This window comes from Amycolatopsis magusensis (genome assembly GCF_017875555.1).
Classification (GTDB): domain Bacteria; phylum Actinomycetota; class Actinomycetes; order Mycobacteriales; family Pseudonocardiaceae; genus Amycolatopsis; species Amycolatopsis magusensis.
Window position 1 is genome coordinate 1,660,844 of sequence record NZ_JAGGMS010000001.1, and the last position, 16,004, is coordinate 1,676,847.

16 protein-coding genes are annotated in these 16,004 nt (G+C 69.9%); 7 read left to right on the forward strand and 9 right to left on the reverse strand.

Annotation, left to right across the window (positions count from 1 at the left end; translation table 11 throughout):
• Positions 1-113: 113 nt before the first annotated feature.
• The 4 genes from JOM49_RS07915 (at position 114) to JOM49_RS07930 (ending at position 4,949) form a co-directional block, all read left to right on the forward strand.
• Positions 114-638 carry a MarR family winged helix-turn-helix transcriptional regulator gene (locus JOM49_RS07915; protein WP_209663687.1) on the forward strand — a complete coding sequence of 175 codons (525 nt, stop codon included), beginning with the start codon at positions 114-116 and terminating at the stop codon, positions 636-638.
• Complete coding sequence (locus JOM49_RS07920) at positions 635-3,223, forward strand: MFS transporter (protein ID WP_209663688.1); 2,589 nt, start codon at positions 635-637, stop codon at positions 3,221-3,223. The genes JOM49_RS07915 and JOM49_RS07920 overlap by 4 nt, the downstream gene beginning before the upstream one ends.
• Positions 3,220-4,047 (forward strand): YceI family protein, encoded by an 828-nt coding sequence (locus JOM49_RS07925; protein WP_209663689.1) that lies wholly within the window; start codon positions 3,220-3,222, stop codon positions 4,045-4,047. The genes JOM49_RS07920 and JOM49_RS07925 overlap by 4 nt, the downstream gene beginning before the upstream one ends.
• Positions 4,048-4,211: 164 nt before the next feature.
• On the forward strand, positions 4,212-4,949 hold the full coding sequence (locus tag JOM49_RS07930) for a DedA family protein (RefSeq protein WP_209663690.1): 738 nt from the start codon (positions 4,212-4,214) through the stop codon (positions 4,947-4,949).
• On the opposite strand, the gene JOM49_RS07935 is transcribed toward JOM49_RS07930, so the two are convergent.
• Both JOM49_RS07935 and JOM49_RS07940 read right to left on the reverse strand, forming a co-directional pair.
• Entirely contained in the window at positions 4,863-5,276 is a 414-nt protein-coding gene (locus tag JOM49_RS07935) for a VOC family protein (protein ID WP_209663691.1), read from the reverse strand. The two genes, JOM49_RS07930 and JOM49_RS07935, sit on opposite strands and share 87 nt — an antisense overlap.
• 124 nt (positions 5,277-5,400) lie before the next feature.
• Entirely contained in the window at positions 5,401-6,282 is an 882-nt protein-coding gene (locus JOM49_RS07940; protein ID WP_209663692.1) for a methyltransferase domain-containing protein, read from the reverse strand.
• A gap of 100 nt (positions 6,283-6,382) precedes the next feature.
• Between JOM49_RS07940 and JOM49_RS07945 the strand changes: the two genes are divergently transcribed.
• Positions 6,383-7,132 carry a GntR family transcriptional regulator gene (locus JOM49_RS07945; protein WP_308158685.1) on the forward strand — a complete coding sequence of 250 codons (750 nt, stop codon included), beginning with the start codon at positions 6,383-6,385 and terminating at the stop codon, positions 7,130-7,132.
• 415 nt (positions 7,133-7,547) lie between these two features.
• Here the strand turns inward: JOM49_RS07945 and JOM49_RS07950 are convergent, their stop codons facing one another.
• From JOM49_RS07950 to JOM49_RS07975, 6 genes are read right to left on the reverse strand one after another with little or no spacing between them, the layout of a single operon-like run.
• Positions 7,548-8,273: an SDR family oxidoreductase gene (locus JOM49_RS07950; RefSeq protein ID WP_209663693.1), complete on the reverse strand. Its 726-nt coding sequence runs from the start codon at positions 8,271-8,273 to the stop codon at positions 7,548-7,550.
• A gap of 9 nt (positions 8,274-8,282) precedes the next feature.
• Positions 8,283-8,918 carry a nucleoside/nucleotide kinase family protein gene (locus JOM49_RS07955; RefSeq protein ID WP_209663694.1) on the reverse strand — a complete coding sequence of 212 codons (636 nt, stop codon included), beginning with the start codon at positions 8,916-8,918 and terminating at the stop codon, positions 8,283-8,285.
• A gap of 9 nt (positions 8,919-8,927) precedes the next feature.
• Positions 8,928-9,758, reverse strand: a complete 831-nt coding sequence (locus JOM49_RS07960; RefSeq protein WP_209663695.1) for a PfkB family carbohydrate kinase — start codon at positions 9,756-9,758, stop codon at positions 8,928-8,930.
• The gene (locus JOM49_RS07965; RefSeq protein WP_209663696.1) at positions 9,755-10,576 is read right to left on the reverse strand and encodes an ATP-binding cassette domain-containing protein; all 822 of its coding nucleotides are present in this window, start codon (positions 10,574-10,576) and stop codon (positions 9,755-9,757) included. The genes JOM49_RS07960 and JOM49_RS07965 overlap by 4 nt, the downstream gene beginning before the upstream one ends.
• Complete coding sequence (locus JOM49_RS07970) at positions 10,573-11,562, reverse strand: ABC transporter permease (protein WP_209663697.1); 990 nt, start codon at positions 11,560-11,562, stop codon at positions 10,573-10,575. The genes JOM49_RS07965 and JOM49_RS07970 overlap by 4 nt, the downstream gene beginning before the upstream one ends.
• The gene (locus JOM49_RS07975) at positions 11,559-12,572 is read right to left on the reverse strand and encodes a substrate-binding domain-containing protein (RefSeq protein WP_282769706.1); all 1,014 of its coding nucleotides are present in this window, start codon (positions 12,570-12,572) and stop codon (positions 11,559-11,561) included. Before JOM49_RS07975 ends, JOM49_RS07970 begins: the two co-directional genes overlap by 4 nt.
• 111 nt (positions 12,573-12,683) lie before the next feature.
• Between JOM49_RS07975 and JOM49_RS07980 the strand changes: the two genes are divergently transcribed.
• Together JOM49_RS07980 and JOM49_RS07985 are read left to right on the forward strand one after the other, a co-directional pair.
• Positions 12,684-13,721, forward strand: a complete 1,038-nt coding sequence (locus JOM49_RS07980; protein WP_209663698.1) for a LacI family DNA-binding transcriptional regulator — start codon at positions 12,684-12,686, stop codon at positions 13,719-13,721.
• Positions 13,722-13,845: 124 nt separating this feature from the next.
• Positions 13,846-14,727: a LacI family DNA-binding transcriptional regulator gene (locus JOM49_RS07985; RefSeq protein ID WP_209663699.1), complete on the forward strand. Its 882-nt coding sequence runs from the start codon at positions 13,846-13,848 to the stop codon at positions 14,725-14,727.
• Between the two features lie 240 nt (positions 14,728-14,967).
• Here JOM49_RS07985 and JOM49_RS07990 read toward each other — a convergent pair whose 3' ends face one another.
• The gene (locus tag JOM49_RS07990; RefSeq protein WP_209663700.1) at positions 14,968-15,954 is read right to left on the reverse strand and encodes a glycoside hydrolase family 76 protein; all 987 of its coding nucleotides are present in this window, start codon (positions 15,952-15,954) and stop codon (positions 14,968-14,970) included.
• Positions 15,955-16,004 lie beyond the last annotated feature (50 nt).

A 16,004-nucleotide genomic window follows, 5' to 3' on the forward strand; every position in this document is an offset into this window, starting at 1 on the left:
AACGCGGGTAATCGGGTTGCGCGAGGCCCGCTCGCGGGCACATTCTTGCTTGAGGCAACTAGTTGCAGAGATCAAACAACCCAAAGCCGACATACCCCACGAAAGACCCGGTCATGGCACCTCTTCACGGCGAACCGCCGCCGGCCACGGAAGCCGAGCTCGATCTGGCCGACGAGCTCGGCTTCCAGCTCGTCCGCTTCATGCGCCTGGTCAACCGCGCCAAGGCGCAGGTGGCCAAGCAGGGTCCGGACGGCATCGAACGGGCCGCCTACGCGATCCTGTTCACCCTGATCCACGAGGGCCCGCAGCGCACCAGCAAGCTCGCCGAAGCTCTGCACTCGGAGATCTCCACGATCAGCAGGCAGAGCAGTTCGCTGGTGCAGCACGGCCTGGTGGAGCGCACCGCCGATCCCGAAGACGGCCGTGCCTGCCTGCTCGCGCCGACCGCCGAGGGCCTGCGGGTGTTCGAGGAGAACCGCAAGACGCGCAACGTGTGGCTCGCCGCACTGCTCGCGGACTGGCCGGACGGGGACCGGCAGACCCTGATGCGCCTGCTCGACCGGCTCAACGTCGGCATCGAAAAGCAGCAGGCGCAGCACGCCGAAGACCAAGCACAGCCCAAGGGGGGCACCAGATGACCCGCGCCGCCAACCCGGTGCAACCACCGCAGCACGCCGCGCCGGAACCCGAACCCGAGCGCCTCACGCACCGGCAGATCGTCACCATCCTGATCGGCCTGATGTCCGGCATGTTCCTGGCCGCGCTGGACCAGACCATCGTCGGCACCTCGATCGTCCGGATCGCCAACGACCTGCACGGGTTCGACCTCCAGGCGTGGATCACCACCGCCTACCTGATCACCTCGACGATCGTCACGCCGATCTACGGCAAGCTGTCCGACATCTACGGGCGGCGGCCGTTCTACCTGGCCGCGATCTCGATCTTCGTGATCGGCTCGATCGCCTCGACCTTCGCCGACTCGATGTACCAGCTCGCCGCCTTCCGCGCGGTCCAGGGCCTCGGCGCCGGTGGGCTGATGTCGCTGGCGATGACCATCATCGGCGACATCGTGCCGCCCCGGGAACGCGCCCGCTACCAGGGCTTCTTCCTCGCCGTCTTCGGTGTCTCCACGGTGCTCGGCCCGGTGCTCGGCGGGTTCTTCGCCGACATCGACTCGATCGCCGGCATCACCGGCTGGCGCTGGGTGTTCCTGATCAACGTGCCGATCGGCGTGGCCGCCTTCGCCATCGTGGCCAAGGTGCTGAACGTGCCGCACGAACGCCACGACCACCGCATCGACTGGTGGGGCGGGCTGGCGCTGGTGGTGGCCGTGGTGCCGCTGCTGATCGTCGCCGAGCAGGGCAACAAGTGGGGCTGGGCCTCGGCCGAGGCGATCGCCTGCTACGTCATCGGCGGCGTCGGGATCGTGGCGTTCCTGTTCGTGGAAAGGCTGATGAAGGACGAGGCGCTGATCCCGCTGCGGTTGTTCGGCAACGGCACCTTCTCCGTGGCCATCGCCGGCAGTTTCATCGTCGGTATCGGCATGTTCGGCGCGATCATGATGATCCCGCAGTACATGCAGGTGGTGCAGGGGTACTCGCCGACCGAGTCCGGGTTGCTGATGCTGCCGCTGATGCTCGGCATCATGACCGCGTCGGTGGTCTCCGGGCAGATCACCAGCCGCACCGGCCGGTACAAGATCTTCCCGATCATCGGCACGCTGATCATCACCGCCGGTTCGGTGTTCTTCGCGCAGGTCGAGTACGACAGCGCGCTGTGGCACCCGCTGCTCGCCGCCGGGATCATCGGCCTCGGCCTCGGTAGCTGCATGCAGACCCTGGTCATCGCGGTGCAGAACGCCGGGCCGCGCAGCGACATGGGCGTGTCCACCGCGACCGCGACCTTCTTCCGCCAGATCGGTGGTACCGCGGGTGTCGCGGTGTTCCTGACCATCCTGTTCAACACCCTGGCCGACAACATCGCCAAGGCCTTCGGCGGCGCGCTGCCGCCGGAAGCCGGGGCACAGCTGGGCAACTTCCAGTCCGACACCTCCGGCATCGCGAACCTGCCCGACGAGCTGAAGATCCCGGTCCTGACCGGGTTCACCGAGTCGATCACCACGGTGTTCTGGTGCGCGGCGGCGGTCACCCTGGTGGCCTTCGTGGTGCTGCTGTTCATGCGGGAGATCCCGCTCGCCGGCGGGGCGCCGTCGGCCGCGGCCTCGGTGCTCGAAGGCGGCGAGGCGCTGGTCGACGAGGAGCCCGAGAAGGCGACCGCGAAGACCGACACCTGGGAAGAGGTCGACCAGGCGCTGCGCCGGCCGGAGCCGGAACTGGTGGGGGCGCACGCGCGGCCGGAAGGGAACGGGCACGCCACAATGCAGGGCATGATCCAGCCGATTTCGAACGCGGCCGTCAGCGGGCGGCTCGAAGCCGGGCCGCCGATCACCGGGTACGTCCGGCGCCAGGACGGCAGCCCGGTGGTCCGGGCGGCGCTGACGCTGATCGACCAGAGCGGCAGGCAGGTCTCGCGGGCCACCGGCGGGGGCGACGGCGAGTACAGCATCGGCACGCCCAGCCCCGGCACCTACGTGCTGATCGTCTCGGCGGCCGGGCACGAGCCGCAGGCCTCCAGCGTGGTCGTCGGCGACGGCCCGGCGAAGCTGGACCTCACGCTCGCCGGTTCGGGCGAGGTCAGCGGCGTGGTCACCTCGTTGGGCTCGGGTGAGCCGCTGCACGCGGTCACCGTGACCCTGACCGACGAACGCGGCGAGGTCGCCGGCGCGTCGGCCACCGACGAAGCGGGCCGGTACGCCTTCCACGGCATCGGCGCGGGCAGCTACACGCTGGTCGCCAGCGGGGAGCACCTGCGGCCGGTCGCGGTCACCCTGACCGTGCCGGACTGCGGGGTGCTGCGTCACGACGTGTCGCTCAGCGGCGCGGTGGTGCTCACCGGCACCGCGCGCAACGAGGCCGACCAGCCGGTGCCGGACGCGCGGATCACCGTGCTCGACCCGGAGGGCCGGGTCGCGGCCGTGTCGCGGACCAACCACTCGGGCAACTACGTGATCAGCGATCTCCCCGAAGGCACCTACACCGTCGTGGCCAGCGGGTACCCTCCGGCCACCAGCAGGCTCGAGCTGACGGGTGGCGGTGATTCCACCCATGACGTCCGGCTCGGCTACGACCAGGTGATCGACGAGCTGACGAACGGACGGGCATGAGCACAGCGGGACTGCGGGCGCAGATCAGTGGCGCCGAAGGCTGGGCCGTGGCGCACGCCGTGCTGACCGTGACCGACCTGACCGGCAAGCAGGTGGCCAGGGTGGAGGCGGACGAACTCGGCGTCGTCGCCACCCCGCCGTTGCCCGCCGGGGTGTACACCGCGGTGCTCACGGCGGCCGGGTTCGCCCCGGTCGCCCGCACCGCGCGGGTCGGCGCCGACGGCACGGGCTCGCTCGGCGAGGTCGTGCTGGAGTCGAACGCGGAGGCGGTCCAGCTGCCGCCGGTGGGTCCGTGGGTGATCGACCCGGCACACTCGTCGGTCGTGGCCACCGCCCGCCACCTCGGCATCGCCAGCATCAAGGCGCGGTTCTCGGAGCTGTCCGGGCGCATCACCGTGGCGCGCCCGGCGGAGCGGTCGGCGGTCCAGGCCGAGATCAAGGCCGCGGCGATCGACACCGGCATCAAGATGCGCGACGACCACCTGCGTTCCCCGGACTTCCTGGACGTGGAGCGGTACCCGGTGATCGAGTTCGCCAGCACCGGGCTGCGCCAGCACGGGCCGGTGAACTGGACCATGCACGGCGTGCTCACGCTGCACGGGCAGCGGCGGGAGGTCGAACTGGACCTGCGCTACGGCGGCTGCGAAGCCGACCCGTGGGGCGGGACGCGAGCGGCCTTCCACGCGGAGACGCAGCTGCGCCGGGACGACTTCGCGATCAACTACAACGCCATGGTGCGCGCGGGAGTCGCGGCGATCGGCACCGTCGTCCGCGTCGAACTGGACATCCAAGCCGTCCAGGGGGAAGCCCTACCCCCGATGTAGCCGTGCGCTGCTAGGACCGGCCAATGCTAGGAGTGGGGCATTACTTGCGTTGATTGCAAGTAATGCCCCATTCATAGCATTCGGGGAAGTGAGCAGGTCGGACTAATCGGGCGAATCGGGCGTGGTTTCAGGCTCGTCTTGGGCTCGGCACGTAGGCTGCGAACGTGACGGAGCTACTGGCCGCGGGCACCGGCGTGAGCTGGCTGGACACAGCCGGTCCGACGCTGGTGTGGGTCATCGTGCTCAGTTTCGTCTTCGTCGAGTGTGCGCTGATCGTCGGCCTGTTTCTGCCCGGTGACTCGTTGTTGTTCGGCGCCGGCGTGGTGCTCGCGCAGCACCACGCCGAGCTGAGCGCCTGGCTGCTGTCGCTGGCGGCGCTGATCGTCGCGGTGGTCGGCAACCAGATCGGCTACTACATCGGCAAGCACACCGGCACCAGACTGGTCGCCCGGCGCGGCGGCAAGGTGCTGAACCGCCAGAACCTGGAGCGGGCCCGCGCGTTCCTCGACCGGCGGGGTTTCTTCGCCATCGTCGCGGCGCGGTGGATCCCGTGGGTGCGCACGCTGGCGCCGCTGATCGCCGGTGCCGCACGCATGGACCCGAAGCGCTTCGCACTGGCGACGGCGGCCGGCGGCGTGCTGTGGGTGCCGACGCTGGTCCTGCTCGGTTACTACGGCGCCGGGCTGCTGGACGTGCTGCCGTGGCTGAAGACGCTGGTCGTGTGGCTGAGCGTGGCGTTCTTCGTGCTCGGCACCGGCTGGGGGTTCTGGCGGTACCGGCAGGAGATGAAGAAGCCGGTGGACACCGACGCCGAGCTAACTGTCGGTATCTGCCCAGACCTCCAGCTGGATGCCGTCCGGATCACGGAAGACGACGACCTCGGACCCGGGCAGCGTGCGTGAGGCCTTGGCCGCGCTGTAGGTGACCCCGTGCTCGGCGAGGCGGCGCTCCCACCCCTCGAGCTCCTCCCGCGAGCCGACGCAGAAGGCCACGTGGTCCAGTCCGGTGCGCCGCTCGTCGAACCAGGGGCGCTCGGTGTCGGGGTGCTGCACGAGCACCAGTGAGAACCCGTGGTCAGCGGACTTGAGCACCACCTTCCGAAGCCCGGTCTCCGGATCCTCGCGCCGGGTGGCCTCCTCGAGCGCGAGGACCCGCACGTACCACGGCACACTCCGGTCCACGTCGGTGACCGTGAGGGCCAGGTGGTGCACGGACTTCAATCTCGGCATCGCTTCGCGGCCGCCCTTCCACTAGTGGCCCGGTTCCGACCTTCACCCACCCTCCGTGAATTCCCCGTTGCCGCCCACGTACCCGACCTTGTCGACCACAAAACGTGACCTCCCCGTGCCCGGTTCAAAGAATTTCGGGCCGGAGCCGCACGTTCTGCCGTTCTCGCGACACCACCCACTCCCAGTCGCGGGGTTCCGGTGTGCCGCAGCGGATCCACCAGCGGTAGGCGGCCTCGGTCTCGTCCCAGAGACGGCGCGGGCCGGTCTGACGCACCACGTACGCGCCTTTTCCGGGCGCGACCGAAGCCCACGAACTGGTGAACGGGTCGCGCAGCCACGCCAGCCTCGGATTCTCGCCCGCCACCTCGTACTCACACGACGGCACGGCGACCGCGAGCGCCCAGCGCGGGCCGGGGTTCTCCAGCAGCGCCCACGGCTGGGTGTGGGTGACCGACTGGGTCGCCTCGCGCTCGTCCCAGTGGAGCTGCCACCGCACCTCGAGCGGCCCGGGCTGCACGAGCACCGGCCGCCCGGTGGCGGTGCCGTCGTGGTGCACGGTGAATCGGACCAGGAAGCCGGGCTGGACCGGCGCGAGGATGAGGGCGCCGGGCTCGGCCTGCTCGACCCAGGCGTATGGCAACCGCCCGAGCCGGATGTCGCCGTGCGCGAGCACCCGATCGAACGGCGCATACCGCGGCGCACCAGCGGCTGTCTCACCGTGGAGCACGGACACGTGCCCGTAGTGGCGCACCAGCCGCTTGCGCGCCAACACCACCCGATCGATGTCAGTGTCCACAGTGGTCACCAGCCCACCGTGGCCCACGGTCTCGGCGAGCACCGCCGTCGTCACCCCGGAACCCACCCCGAGCTCCAGCACCGAGTGATCACGCTGAAGCTCGAGCGGCTGGAGGGAGCGAACCGTCCGAGCCGAAATGGCCGCCGACCCGAGCTCACCCGCTGCCACCAGCTCGTCCAGGAACTCGTTGAGTCCACGCTCCCTGCCCATGGCCACCCTCCAACTGGCTTGAGCCTGTTCTGGCTTGAGCCAGTGAACAACCCCATCGCACCCTTGTCAACCAACTGGCTTGAACCAGTACCCTGATGGAGTGGCCAGCAGTGAACTGCCCAGTCGGCGACTCGCCGCCGAACTGCGCGAGGCGATCAACTCGGGCGCGCTCGCCCGGGGAATGAGACTGCCCTCCGAACGCACCCTTTCCGACGAACACGGCGTGGCGCGAAACACCGCCCGCGAGGCAATCCGCCTCCTGACCGAGGAGGGCCTGGTCGTGGCCATCCATGGCAAAGGCGTGTTCGTCCGCGAGAAGTACCGGCTGGCTCGCTCACCCGAGAGGCTCACTCGAGCGGCGCGCGCGGCGGGGAAGGGAGCCTTCCTCGGAGACGCCGAAGTCAATCAATTCGCTCCCGCGGTCGAGGTCGAGATTCGTACCGAGGCGGCGAGCGAGGAAGTCGCGGCCATTCTCGGGGTCGGCGAAGGGGCCGAAGTCCTCGTCCGCGAGCGGGTGATGAGCGCGGACGGGCAGCCGATCCAGCTCGCCACCTCGCGGCTTCCGCGGTCGCTCACCGAAGGCACTGCGATCGAACAACCCGACACCGGCCCCGGCGGCAGCTATGCCCGCCTGGAGGAGGCCGGGCACGAACTCGGGCACTTCAGCGAGACCGTCGGTGCCCGCATGCCGACGCCCGATGAGGCGTCGTTGCTGCAACTCAGCGCAGGCACGCCGATCCTCGTCGTGCGCCGGATCGCCTTCGACACCGCGGGCGTCGCCGTCGAGGTGAACGACATGCGCCTCTCCGGAGACCGCTACGAACTCGCCTACGAGTTCCCCGCCGACTGAGCGGTATCACGAATGTGGCTTTCGAGACGTCTGGCGTCCCGAAAGCCACATTCGTGACACTGGTGGGCGCCCGCCTCGGGGATCTTGGGCCCCGGCGCCGCGAACGTAGGGCTGGGCGCGGGTGCGGAACTCGGCTACCTGAACGCCGGACCCGGCTGCCCGAACGTGGCACTCAGATGCCCGAGTGCGGACACGGCTGTCCCGAGCGTGGCACTCAGGTGCCTGAACGTGGGCTCGGGTTGCATGGCTGTGGAACTCGGCTGCGCGAACGTGCTGCTCGGGTGCCCGAATGCGGAGCTCGGCTGCCTGAACGTGAAACTTCGGCGCCTGAGTGTGGGACTCGGGAGCCCGAGCGTGTAACTCGGCTGTCCGGGTGTGGGGTTCGGGTGCGTGAGTGTGGGGTTCGGGGGTGGGGTTAGCGGCCGCCGGTTATGGGGAGGGTGGCGCCGGTGGCGTACGAGGCGGCGGGCGAGAGGAGCCACAGGATGGCGGCGGCGATTTCCGCTGGTTCCCCCGCGCGGCCCATCGGCTGCGCGGGGCCCAGGCGGTCCAGCCGGTCCGGGACCCCGGCGGTGGTGTGGAAAGAGGTGTTCACCAGGCCCGGGGCGACCGCGTTCACCCGGATGCCGGAGGCAGCCACCTCCTGCGCCAGGCCGAAGGTCATCGTCTCGACCGCGGCCTTGCTCGCGGCGTAGTGCACCCATTCGCCCGCCGAGCCCAGGCGCGCGGCGGCCGAGGTCACGTTCACGATCGCCCCGCCGTCGGTCATGCGGCGGACGGCTTCCCGGCAGCACAGGAACACCCCGGTGACATTGACGTCCATGACCCGCCGCACGGTGGAGACGTCCTGCTCCACCAGCGGCGCCGCCCGCCCGACGACGCCCGCGTTGTTCACCAGCCCGTACAGCGGCCCCAATTCCGCAGCAGCGTCGAACAAGGCGACCACGTCCGACTCCGAGGACACGTCCCCCTGCACGGCCAACGCCCGCCGCCCCAGCGAGGAAACCCGTGAGGCCACGGAAGCGGCGGCCGAGGCGTCTCCGGCGTAGTTGACCACCACGTCGTAGCCGCTCTCCGCCGCCTGCACGCAGACCTCCGCGCCGATGCCGCGGCTTCCCCCGGTGACGATCACCACGCTCATGGCGCCACCCTAGAGCGAGAAGTTCGCCAGCGTCATGTCCTCCACGATCAGATCCGCCCGCGAAGCCGTCGTCGCGATCAGGTCGGCGTTGCGCTGGTCCGAACCCCGCGCCCGCTGCCGCGCCTCCACCAGCGACCGCCCGTAGTGCCGGTGCCGCGAGACCAGCCGCTCGATGCGGTCGTCCTCATCAGGCCGGAGGAACCACGATTCCGCCAGCAACGGCGGGATCCGCGACCACGGCGAAGAATCCAGCAGCAGGTAGTTGCCCTCGGTGATGACCAGCGGCACCTCCGGCGGCACGGCGACCGCGCCCGCGATCGGCTCCTCGATCTCCCGGCGGAATTCCGGCGCGTACACCGTCTCCCCGCCCGTCGCGAGCCGCGAGACCAGGCTGACGTAACCACCGGCGTCGAAGGTGTCCGGCGCGCCCTTGCGCTCTGTCCGCCCGAGCCGCCGCAACTCCACCTGCGCCAGGTGGAACCCGTCCATGCCGACCACCGCGGCCCGGTTGCCCAGCGCGTTCGCCAGCCCCCACGCCAGCGTGGTCTTCCCCGACGCCGGCGCGCCGACGATGCCCAGCACGGCCCGCTCTCCCGATTTGATCAACCCCTGCGCGCGCGCCAGCAGGTCCTCGAACGAGGTCATCGCACTCCCTTATTTCCTCATCTCGCGGACCGCGGGAACCCATGCCCGCGGACCCGCATGCCACACCCGTTCGGCGGCCACCTCGTTGGCGAAGCGAATCCGCTCCACCAACGGAAGTCTTGCGCCATAAGCGAAAGCGCCGTGCCAGACGTCCCCGGCGCCCAGCGTGTCGGCGGCCTCGACCTCGGGCACCGGCACCGTGCCCGATTCGTCCACAGTGGAATAACGCACCGGCTCGGCACCCGCGGTGGTGATCACCACGGGCACTTCCAGAACCCCATCAGGCGCCCGGAAGTGCGCCGAGCACGCCGCGATGTCCACCAGCGGCAGCAGTTCCGTCAGCACCGGCTTCCAACTCCCGGCGTCGAGCACCACCGGCACCCCGAGTTCCCGTGCCCGCCGCGCGACGGCCAGTGCCAGCGCCGGGTGGTGCCCGTCCAGCAGCACGCAGTCCCCGGAAACCTCGTCCACCAGAGAAGAAGCCGGGAAGTCCGGCACATCCGCGGCGTTGTGCGAGACGACCGTGCGTTCCCCGTCCGAATCCCGCACCGACACCGCGCTCACCGGCGGCGGCGACACCCGCGACGGCAACGCGTCGACCACCCGCACGCCATACGCTTCCAGGTCGGCGCGGGCCAGCGAGGCGAGCGGGTGGGCGCCGAGCACGGTCAGCAGGATCGCCTCGCCGCCCAGCGCCGCCACCGTCACCGCGGCGTTCGCGGCCGGACCGCCCGCGGCCACCTCGACCGCGAGCGACTGCACCTTCTCCCCGGGTGACGGCAACTCCGCCACCCGCTGCACCAGATCCACAGTGGACAGTCCGGCGAGTACCACCCTCATCCGGACAACCCGGCCCGCACGGCCGCCGGGACCTCCTCCACCGACCCGTCCGCGCCGATCCGCAGCGCGCCGGTGATCAGCCCCACCACCTGGTTCATCGTGTGCGTCTTCGGCGAGACCACGGCCACCCGCTTGCCGAGGCGGTGCACGTGGATCCGGTCGGCGATCTCGAACACGTGCGGCATGTTGTGGCTGATCAGCACCACCGGCAGCCCGCGCTCGCGGATGCGGTCGATCAGCGCGAGCACCTTGCCGGACTCGGCCACCCCGAGGGCCGCGGTCGGCTCGTCCATGATCACCGCCTTGGTGCCGAACGCCGCCGCGCGCGCCACCGCCACGCCCTGCCGCTGCCCACCGGAGAGCGTCTCCACCGGCTGCGTGATCGACTTGATCTGGATGCCCAGCTCGTCGAGGATGCGCTGCGCCTCGGCACGCATGGTCGCGGTGTCCAGCTTGCGGATCAGCCCGAACGGCCCGGACCGCCGCTTTTCCCGCCCCAGGAACATGTTCGACGCGATGTCGAGCGCGGGCGCGACGGCCAGGTCCTGGTACACCGTCTCGATGCCGTACTTGCGTGCGTCGATCGGCGTGCGGAAGTGCACGGCCTTGCCATCGACCAGGATTTCGCCCTCGTCCGGCACCACCGCGCCGGACATCGCCTTGATCAGGCTGGACTTCCCGGCGCCGTTGTCGCCGACCACGGCGAGCACCTCGCCCGGGTACAGGTCGAAGTCGGCGCCGTCGATCGCGGTCACCCGGCCGTAGCGCTTGACCAGGCCACGAGCGGACAGGGTCGGCTGCTCAGTCGAAGAATTCACCGCTGCCTCCTGGCGAATCGGTCCACCGCGACGGCCGCGATCACCAGCGCGCCGGTCGCCACGTCCTGGTAGAGCGCGTCCACGCCCAGCTGGGTCAGCCCGGACCGCAGCACCGCCACGATCAGCGCGCCCATCATCGTGCCGATCACCGAACCGCGGCCGCCGAACAGGCTGGTCCCGCCCAGCACCACGGCGGTGATCGAGTCGAGGTTGCCGAGCTGGTAGGCGTTCGGGTCGGCGTTGGGCACGCGGCCCAGCGCCTGCCACGCGGCGATGCCGAAGATCACCCCGGCCACGATGTACACCGACAGCACCGTCCGGTTGACCTTGATCCCGGACAGCCGCGCGGCCTCGGGCGCGTTGCCCACCGCGTACACGTGCTTGCCCCACGCGGTCCTGGTCAGCGCGTACCACATGACCAGGTACATGATCAGCGCCAGCGTCATGCCGTAGGTGATCTCGATGCCGCCGAACAGGTAGCGGCGGGTGCCGAGCCAGTTGATCAGCCCGTCGGCCACCGGGATCGCCTCGCCACCGGCGAACAGCCGTCCCGCGGCGGTGAGCATGGTCAGCATGCCGAGCGTGACGATGAACGGCGGCAGCTTCACCTTGGTCACCAGCGAGCCGACCACCGCGCTGACCACCACCGTGGCCGCGATCCCCAGCAGCAGCGCGAAGATGCCGTCGACCCCGCCGGTGAGCAGCTTCGCCATGATCAACGTCGCGAGCACCATCGAGGCCGCGTTCGCCAGGTCGATCCCGGCGGTCAGGATGATCAGCGTCTGCCCGAGTGCGAGCGTGCCGATCACCAGCGACTGCTGCACCACCAGGGACATGTTGTCCAGGTTGAGGAAGGTGTCGGTGGAGAAGGAGAACACGAGCACGGCGACCACCAGCGCCAGCGCCGGCCCGACGGCCGGGGCGCGCAGGAAGAACTCGCCGATGGTCGGCCGGTCGGACTCGGCCGTAGCGGTGGCGCTCGTCATTTCTCACCCCAGCAGTTCTGCAGACCCCAGTCGGTGTTCTGGCTTTCCACACCCGGCATCGGCTTGTTCGTGATCACCACGGAACCGGTGTTGTTGAAGCCGCTCGGCTTCGTGCCGGACTTGGCGTACTCGACGGCGGCGAGCACCCCCTGTTCGGCCATCTTCTTCGGGAACTGCATGACCGTGGCCGCGTACTGGCCGTCGCGCACGTTCTGCACGCCCTCGCAGCCACCGTCGATCGAGCCCATCACGATCTGGCCGGTCAGCCCGCGTGCCTTGAGCGCCGCGTAGGTGCCGCGGCCCATCGGCTCGTTCATCGTGTAGACGGCGTTGATGTCGGTGGTGCGCTGCAACAGGTTCTCCACGCCCTGCTGGGCGGTGCTCTGGTCGCCGTTGGCCGGCGTCGAGCCCTTGATCTCCGGGGCGCCGTCGGCCAGGCCGATGCCGGAGAGGAACCCGGTGTGCCGCTGGGTGTCGACGGTGCTGCCCGCGGTGCCGTCCACCATGAACAGCTTGGGCGGGGTGCTGCCGAGCGCGGCCTTGACGTAGGCACCCTGCTGCTGCCCGGCCGCGAAGTTGTCGGTGGCGAAGGTGGCGTCGACCGCCTCCGCCGGTTCGGTCGCGGTGTCCAGCGCGATCACCAGCACGCCCGCCTTGCGGGCCCGGTCGATCGCGTCGAGCACGCCGGTGGACGAGCTGGGCGTGATCAGGATGGTGGTGGCGCCCTGCTGGATCAGGTTCTCGATGGCCCGGACCTGGCCGTCGTTGTCGCCGTCGAACTGACCGGCCAGCGCGCTGAAGTCGGCGCCGTTGGCCTGCGCGGCCGCGCTCGCGGCGGCCCGGAGTTCGACGAAGTAGGGGTTGGTGTCGGTCTTGGTGACCAGGCCGACCTTGGCCTTGCCCCCGGCACCACCGGAGTTGGTGTTGCCGCCCCAGTGCCGTTCGACGGTGCACCCACCCGCCGAGACCAGCACCGCGGCGGCCAGCCCCGCGGTCAGAATTTTTCGCACGACATCCTCCGCGTTGAGGATCGGAACAGATGACCCGGGACGGTAGAACGGGCTATGCTGCCGCGCAAGCGTTTGCGCAAACGCTTGCCTGAGACCGGTGAAGGGAGCCCAGTGCCGCCAGGACGCTCATCCCGCCCCACCCAGCGCGACATCGCCGAGATGGCGGGCGTCTCGATCACCACGGTGTCACACGTGGTCAACGGGACCCGCGCGGTCGCCGAGGACACCCGGGCCGCGGTGCTCCGCGCCATCGAGACCACCGGCTACACCGGCGACGCGATCGCGCGCTCACTGGTCACCGGAGGTACCCGTTCGATCGGCGTGGCAATCTCGCTGATGGCCAACCCGTACTTCGCGATGCTGATGCAGGCCGTGGAACGCGAAGCGGCCGCCGCCGGGTACACGGTCCTGCTGGCCGACACGCACGACGAACTGGAGACCGAGCAGGCGACCGTGCGGACGCTGCGCTCGCGCCGGGTCGAGGGCCTGTTGATCACGCCGGCGCCGGGTGATGGGCAGGTGGTCGGTGAACTGGTTTCGCTGGGCGTGCCCACCGTGCTGGTCGACCGGCTCGCCACCCGCGGCGACGTGGACCAGGTGGGCGCCGAGAACATCCAGGCGACTTCGGCGCTGACCGAGCACCTGGCGTCGCTCGGCCACCGCCGCATCGGCCTGATCAGCGGCGCCGCCGGGCTGTCGACCAGCGAGGAACGCACGCTCGGCTACCGGCTGGGCCTTGGGCGCGGCGGGCTGTCGTGGAACCCCGACCTGGTCGAATGCGGGCATTCGTCGCGTGAGGGCGGGGGCGCGGCCCTGCGCAAGCTGCTCGCGCTGCCCGAGCCGCCGACCGCGCTGGTGGTGGCCAACGACGGCATGATGGTCGGCGTGCTGCACGAGGCACGCAGCCGCGGGCTGAAGATCGGGCGCGACCTGCCCGTGGTGGTCTACGACGACGTCGAGTGGGCCGATCTGGTCGACCCGCCGCTGACCACGATGGCGCAGCCGATCGAGGAGATCGGACGCCGCGCGGTCCGGTTGCTGCTGGCCAGGATCGCCGACCCGGACCGCAAGGCCGAGGTGGTCCGGCTGCCCCCGGAACTGAGACACCGAGAGTCGTGCGGCTGCGCCGGGATTCACCCGGTTCGCTGAATTTTTGTTTCATCGAGTGACCAACGTCCGGATGACGCCCCAATCGGGGATATCTTCGGCGCCGTATTCGAGAGCGTTCAATCGGGCGGGCACGTTCTCATCAGGCATCGAGGGGCCGGGAGAGATGACCGCACTGTCTTACGACATTCCACTCTGGGGAGCGCCTGTCACCCATCGGCTGGGTGTGGCGATGGCGTTCGACGCCACCCCGTACGCGACCGACCTGTCCAGGGCGATCGAAGTGGCCGCCGCCGACGCGGGCTGCGCGGTGACGTTCGCCGAAACCGAGGACGCCGCCGGCGTCGAGATGGACGCCGTGCGCTCGCTGCGCGCGGGCGGCATCGACGGCATCCTGCTGACCCCCGCCGCCGGGGACGACGTGGTGGTGACCGGTCTGGTGCGGCTCGGCGTGCCGACCGTGCTGATGGACCGCCTGGCCACGCGCGGGGACGTGGACCAGGTCGGCACCGAGAACATCCAGGCCATGTGCGATCTGGTGCGCCACCTGGCGGGTGCCGGGCACGAGCGGATCGGCCTGATCTCGGGCGCGCTGGGCATCGCCGTGAACGACGAACGCGCACTGGGGTACCGGCTCGGCCTGGGACGAGCGGGCTTGGCGTGGCAGCCGGACCTGGTGGCGTGCGGGGAGTCGACAGCAGGCGGCGCGGCCGCCGCAGCCGGTCGCCTCTTGGACATGGCCGATGCGCCGACCGCGCTCCTGGTCGCCAGCGAGGCGATGATGATCGGCGTGCACTACGAAGTGCACCGCCGGGGCCTGCGCCCAGGCGAAGACCTGGGCTTGGCAGGCTACGGCGACGCAGACTGGATGGCGGCTGTCGATCCCGCGCTGACCACCATGGCGCAACCCATCGAGGAGATCGGGAAGCGTGCCGTGCACACCCTGATCGCCAGAATCGCCGACCCGGACCGACACCCGGACTCCGTCCGCCTCCCACCCACCTTCCAGCACCGCACCTCCTGCGGCTGCCGCCCGCCCATGCCGTGAATGTGGCTTTCACGGCACATTTCGCTGTGAAAGCCACATTCACGGCACCATCCCTGGACCCACCCCAAGCCGCCCAGACCCGGGCAGCAAACGAGACCAGCGAGCAGCGAACAGGACCAGCCGCAGCACCCCCATCCCGATCCAAAGCCAAAACACGGCGGGGGTTCCTTTGTCAAGGCACGCTTCCCAGCCTTGACAAAGGAACCCCCGCCGTAGTCACACTGAAAAACCGGGATGGCCCTACAACGTCGCAGCCGCCTCCAACAACATCCAAGCCCCCACCTGCACCGACATGTCCCGGACCACCCCGCCCCCCGTCCAAGAAGGACTGAACAAAGGCCCCCCATCCACCTCCACAGCACTCCCGGCACAAGCGTCCGCGGAATCCACCACCAACCGCCGAGCAGTAACAGCCGCCTCCCCGGGCAACTGCAGCGCCGCCAAAGCCAAGTACCGCGCCAGAATCCCCGCGAACAACCCCCCATCCCCAGTGCCCTGCGCGTGCAGCACACCCTCCGAGGCACAATGCGTCGCCACCGCGTCCACCGTCCGCGCAGCGGCGTCCACTTCGGACAGCTCAAGGCACGTACCCAGGAAAACACCTTGGCAGTACGTATAAATGTGCTTCACCAGTTCCCCGGTGTCCACCCGCAGCCCGTCCCACACCAGTCCGGTTTCCGGGTCCACCAACCGGGAGTCCATCCACTCGAACAGTTCCCGCGCCCGCGGAAGGTCACCGACCCGCGCGTGCAGGATCGCCGCGGGTCCGTTCGCCGGGGCGTTCTTGAACTGGTCGTTCTTCCGCCACCAGATGCCACCGCCCGCGTCCTCGGTCCAGCCCGACCGCAGTTCCGCGAGGATGGCGTCCAGCGCGGGCTTGGCCGCGAGCCCGGTCACCCGCGACGCCCGCTCCAGCGCGAGGCCGAGCCACGCCATGTCGTCGTAGTACTCGTTGGTCCACTTGCCGAAGTTCCGCAACCGGATCGAACGGGCGTACCGCTCGATCAGCCCGGCGCGCTCGGTCGAAGGGTCACGCAGTTGCGCGTCGACCAGGCAGTCCAGCACGTGCGCTTGCCACCAGTAGTTCCAGTGCCAGTGCAGCCGCTGCCCGACATCGGCTGGCCAGCCGCTGCGCGCGAGCACGGTGGACGGCAGGCCCCACACCCGCCGGAAGTGCCGCGTGCGCACCGCGTTCTCCGCGTCCCTGGCTCGTTCCGCCGCCGTCATGTCGCTTATTCTCCCTTGTCCACCGACATACCCGTCGGTATGTTCAGGCG

What these genes read in the sequence shown, in the direction of transcription:
- JOM49_RS07970 (WP_209663697.1), bottom strand. Translation starts at nt 11,562, where the DNA reads ATGACGAGCGCCACCGCTACGGCCGAGTCCGACCGGCCGACCATCGGC.
- JOM49_RS07960 (WP_209663695.1), bottom strand. Translation starts at nt 9,758, where the DNA reads ATGAGGGTGGTACTCGCCGGACTGTCCACTGTGGATCTGGTGCAGCGG.
- JOM49_RS07985 (WP_209663699.1), top strand. Translation starts at nt 13,846, where the DNA reads ATGACCGCACTGTCTTACGACATTCCACTCTGGGGAGCGCCTGTCACC.
- JOM49_RS07940 (WP_209663692.1), bottom strand. Translation starts at nt 6,282, where the DNA reads ATGGGCAGGGAGCGTGGACTCAACGAGTTCCTGGACGAGCTGGTGGCA.
- JOM49_RS07935 (WP_209663691.1), bottom strand. Translation starts at nt 5,276, where the DNA reads ATGCCGAGATTGAAGTCCGTGCACCACCTGGCCCTCACGGTCACCGAC.
- JOM49_RS07950 (WP_209663693.1), bottom strand. Translation starts at nt 8,273, where the DNA reads ATGAGCGTGGTGATCGTCACCGGGGGAAGCCGCGGCATCGGCGCGGAG.
- JOM49_RS07925 (WP_209663689.1), top strand. Translation starts at nt 3,220, where the DNA reads ATGAGCACAGCGGGACTGCGGGCGCAGATCAGTGGCGCCGAAGGCTGG.
- JOM49_RS07920 (WP_209663688.1), top strand. Translation starts at nt 635, where the DNA reads ATGACCCGCGCCGCCAACCCGGTGCAACCACCGCAGCACGCCGCGCCG.
- JOM49_RS07915 (WP_209663687.1), top strand. Translation starts at nt 114, where the DNA reads ATGGCACCTCTTCACGGCGAACCGCCGCCGGCCACGGAAGCCGAGCTC.
- JOM49_RS07990 (WP_209663700.1), bottom strand. Translation starts at nt 15,954, where the DNA reads ATGACGGCGGCGGAACGAGCCAGGGACGCGGAGAACGCGGTGCGCACG.
- JOM49_RS07955 (WP_209663694.1), bottom strand. Translation starts at nt 8,918, where the DNA reads ATGACCTCGTTCGAGGACCTGCTGGCGCGCGCGCAGGGGTTGATCAAA.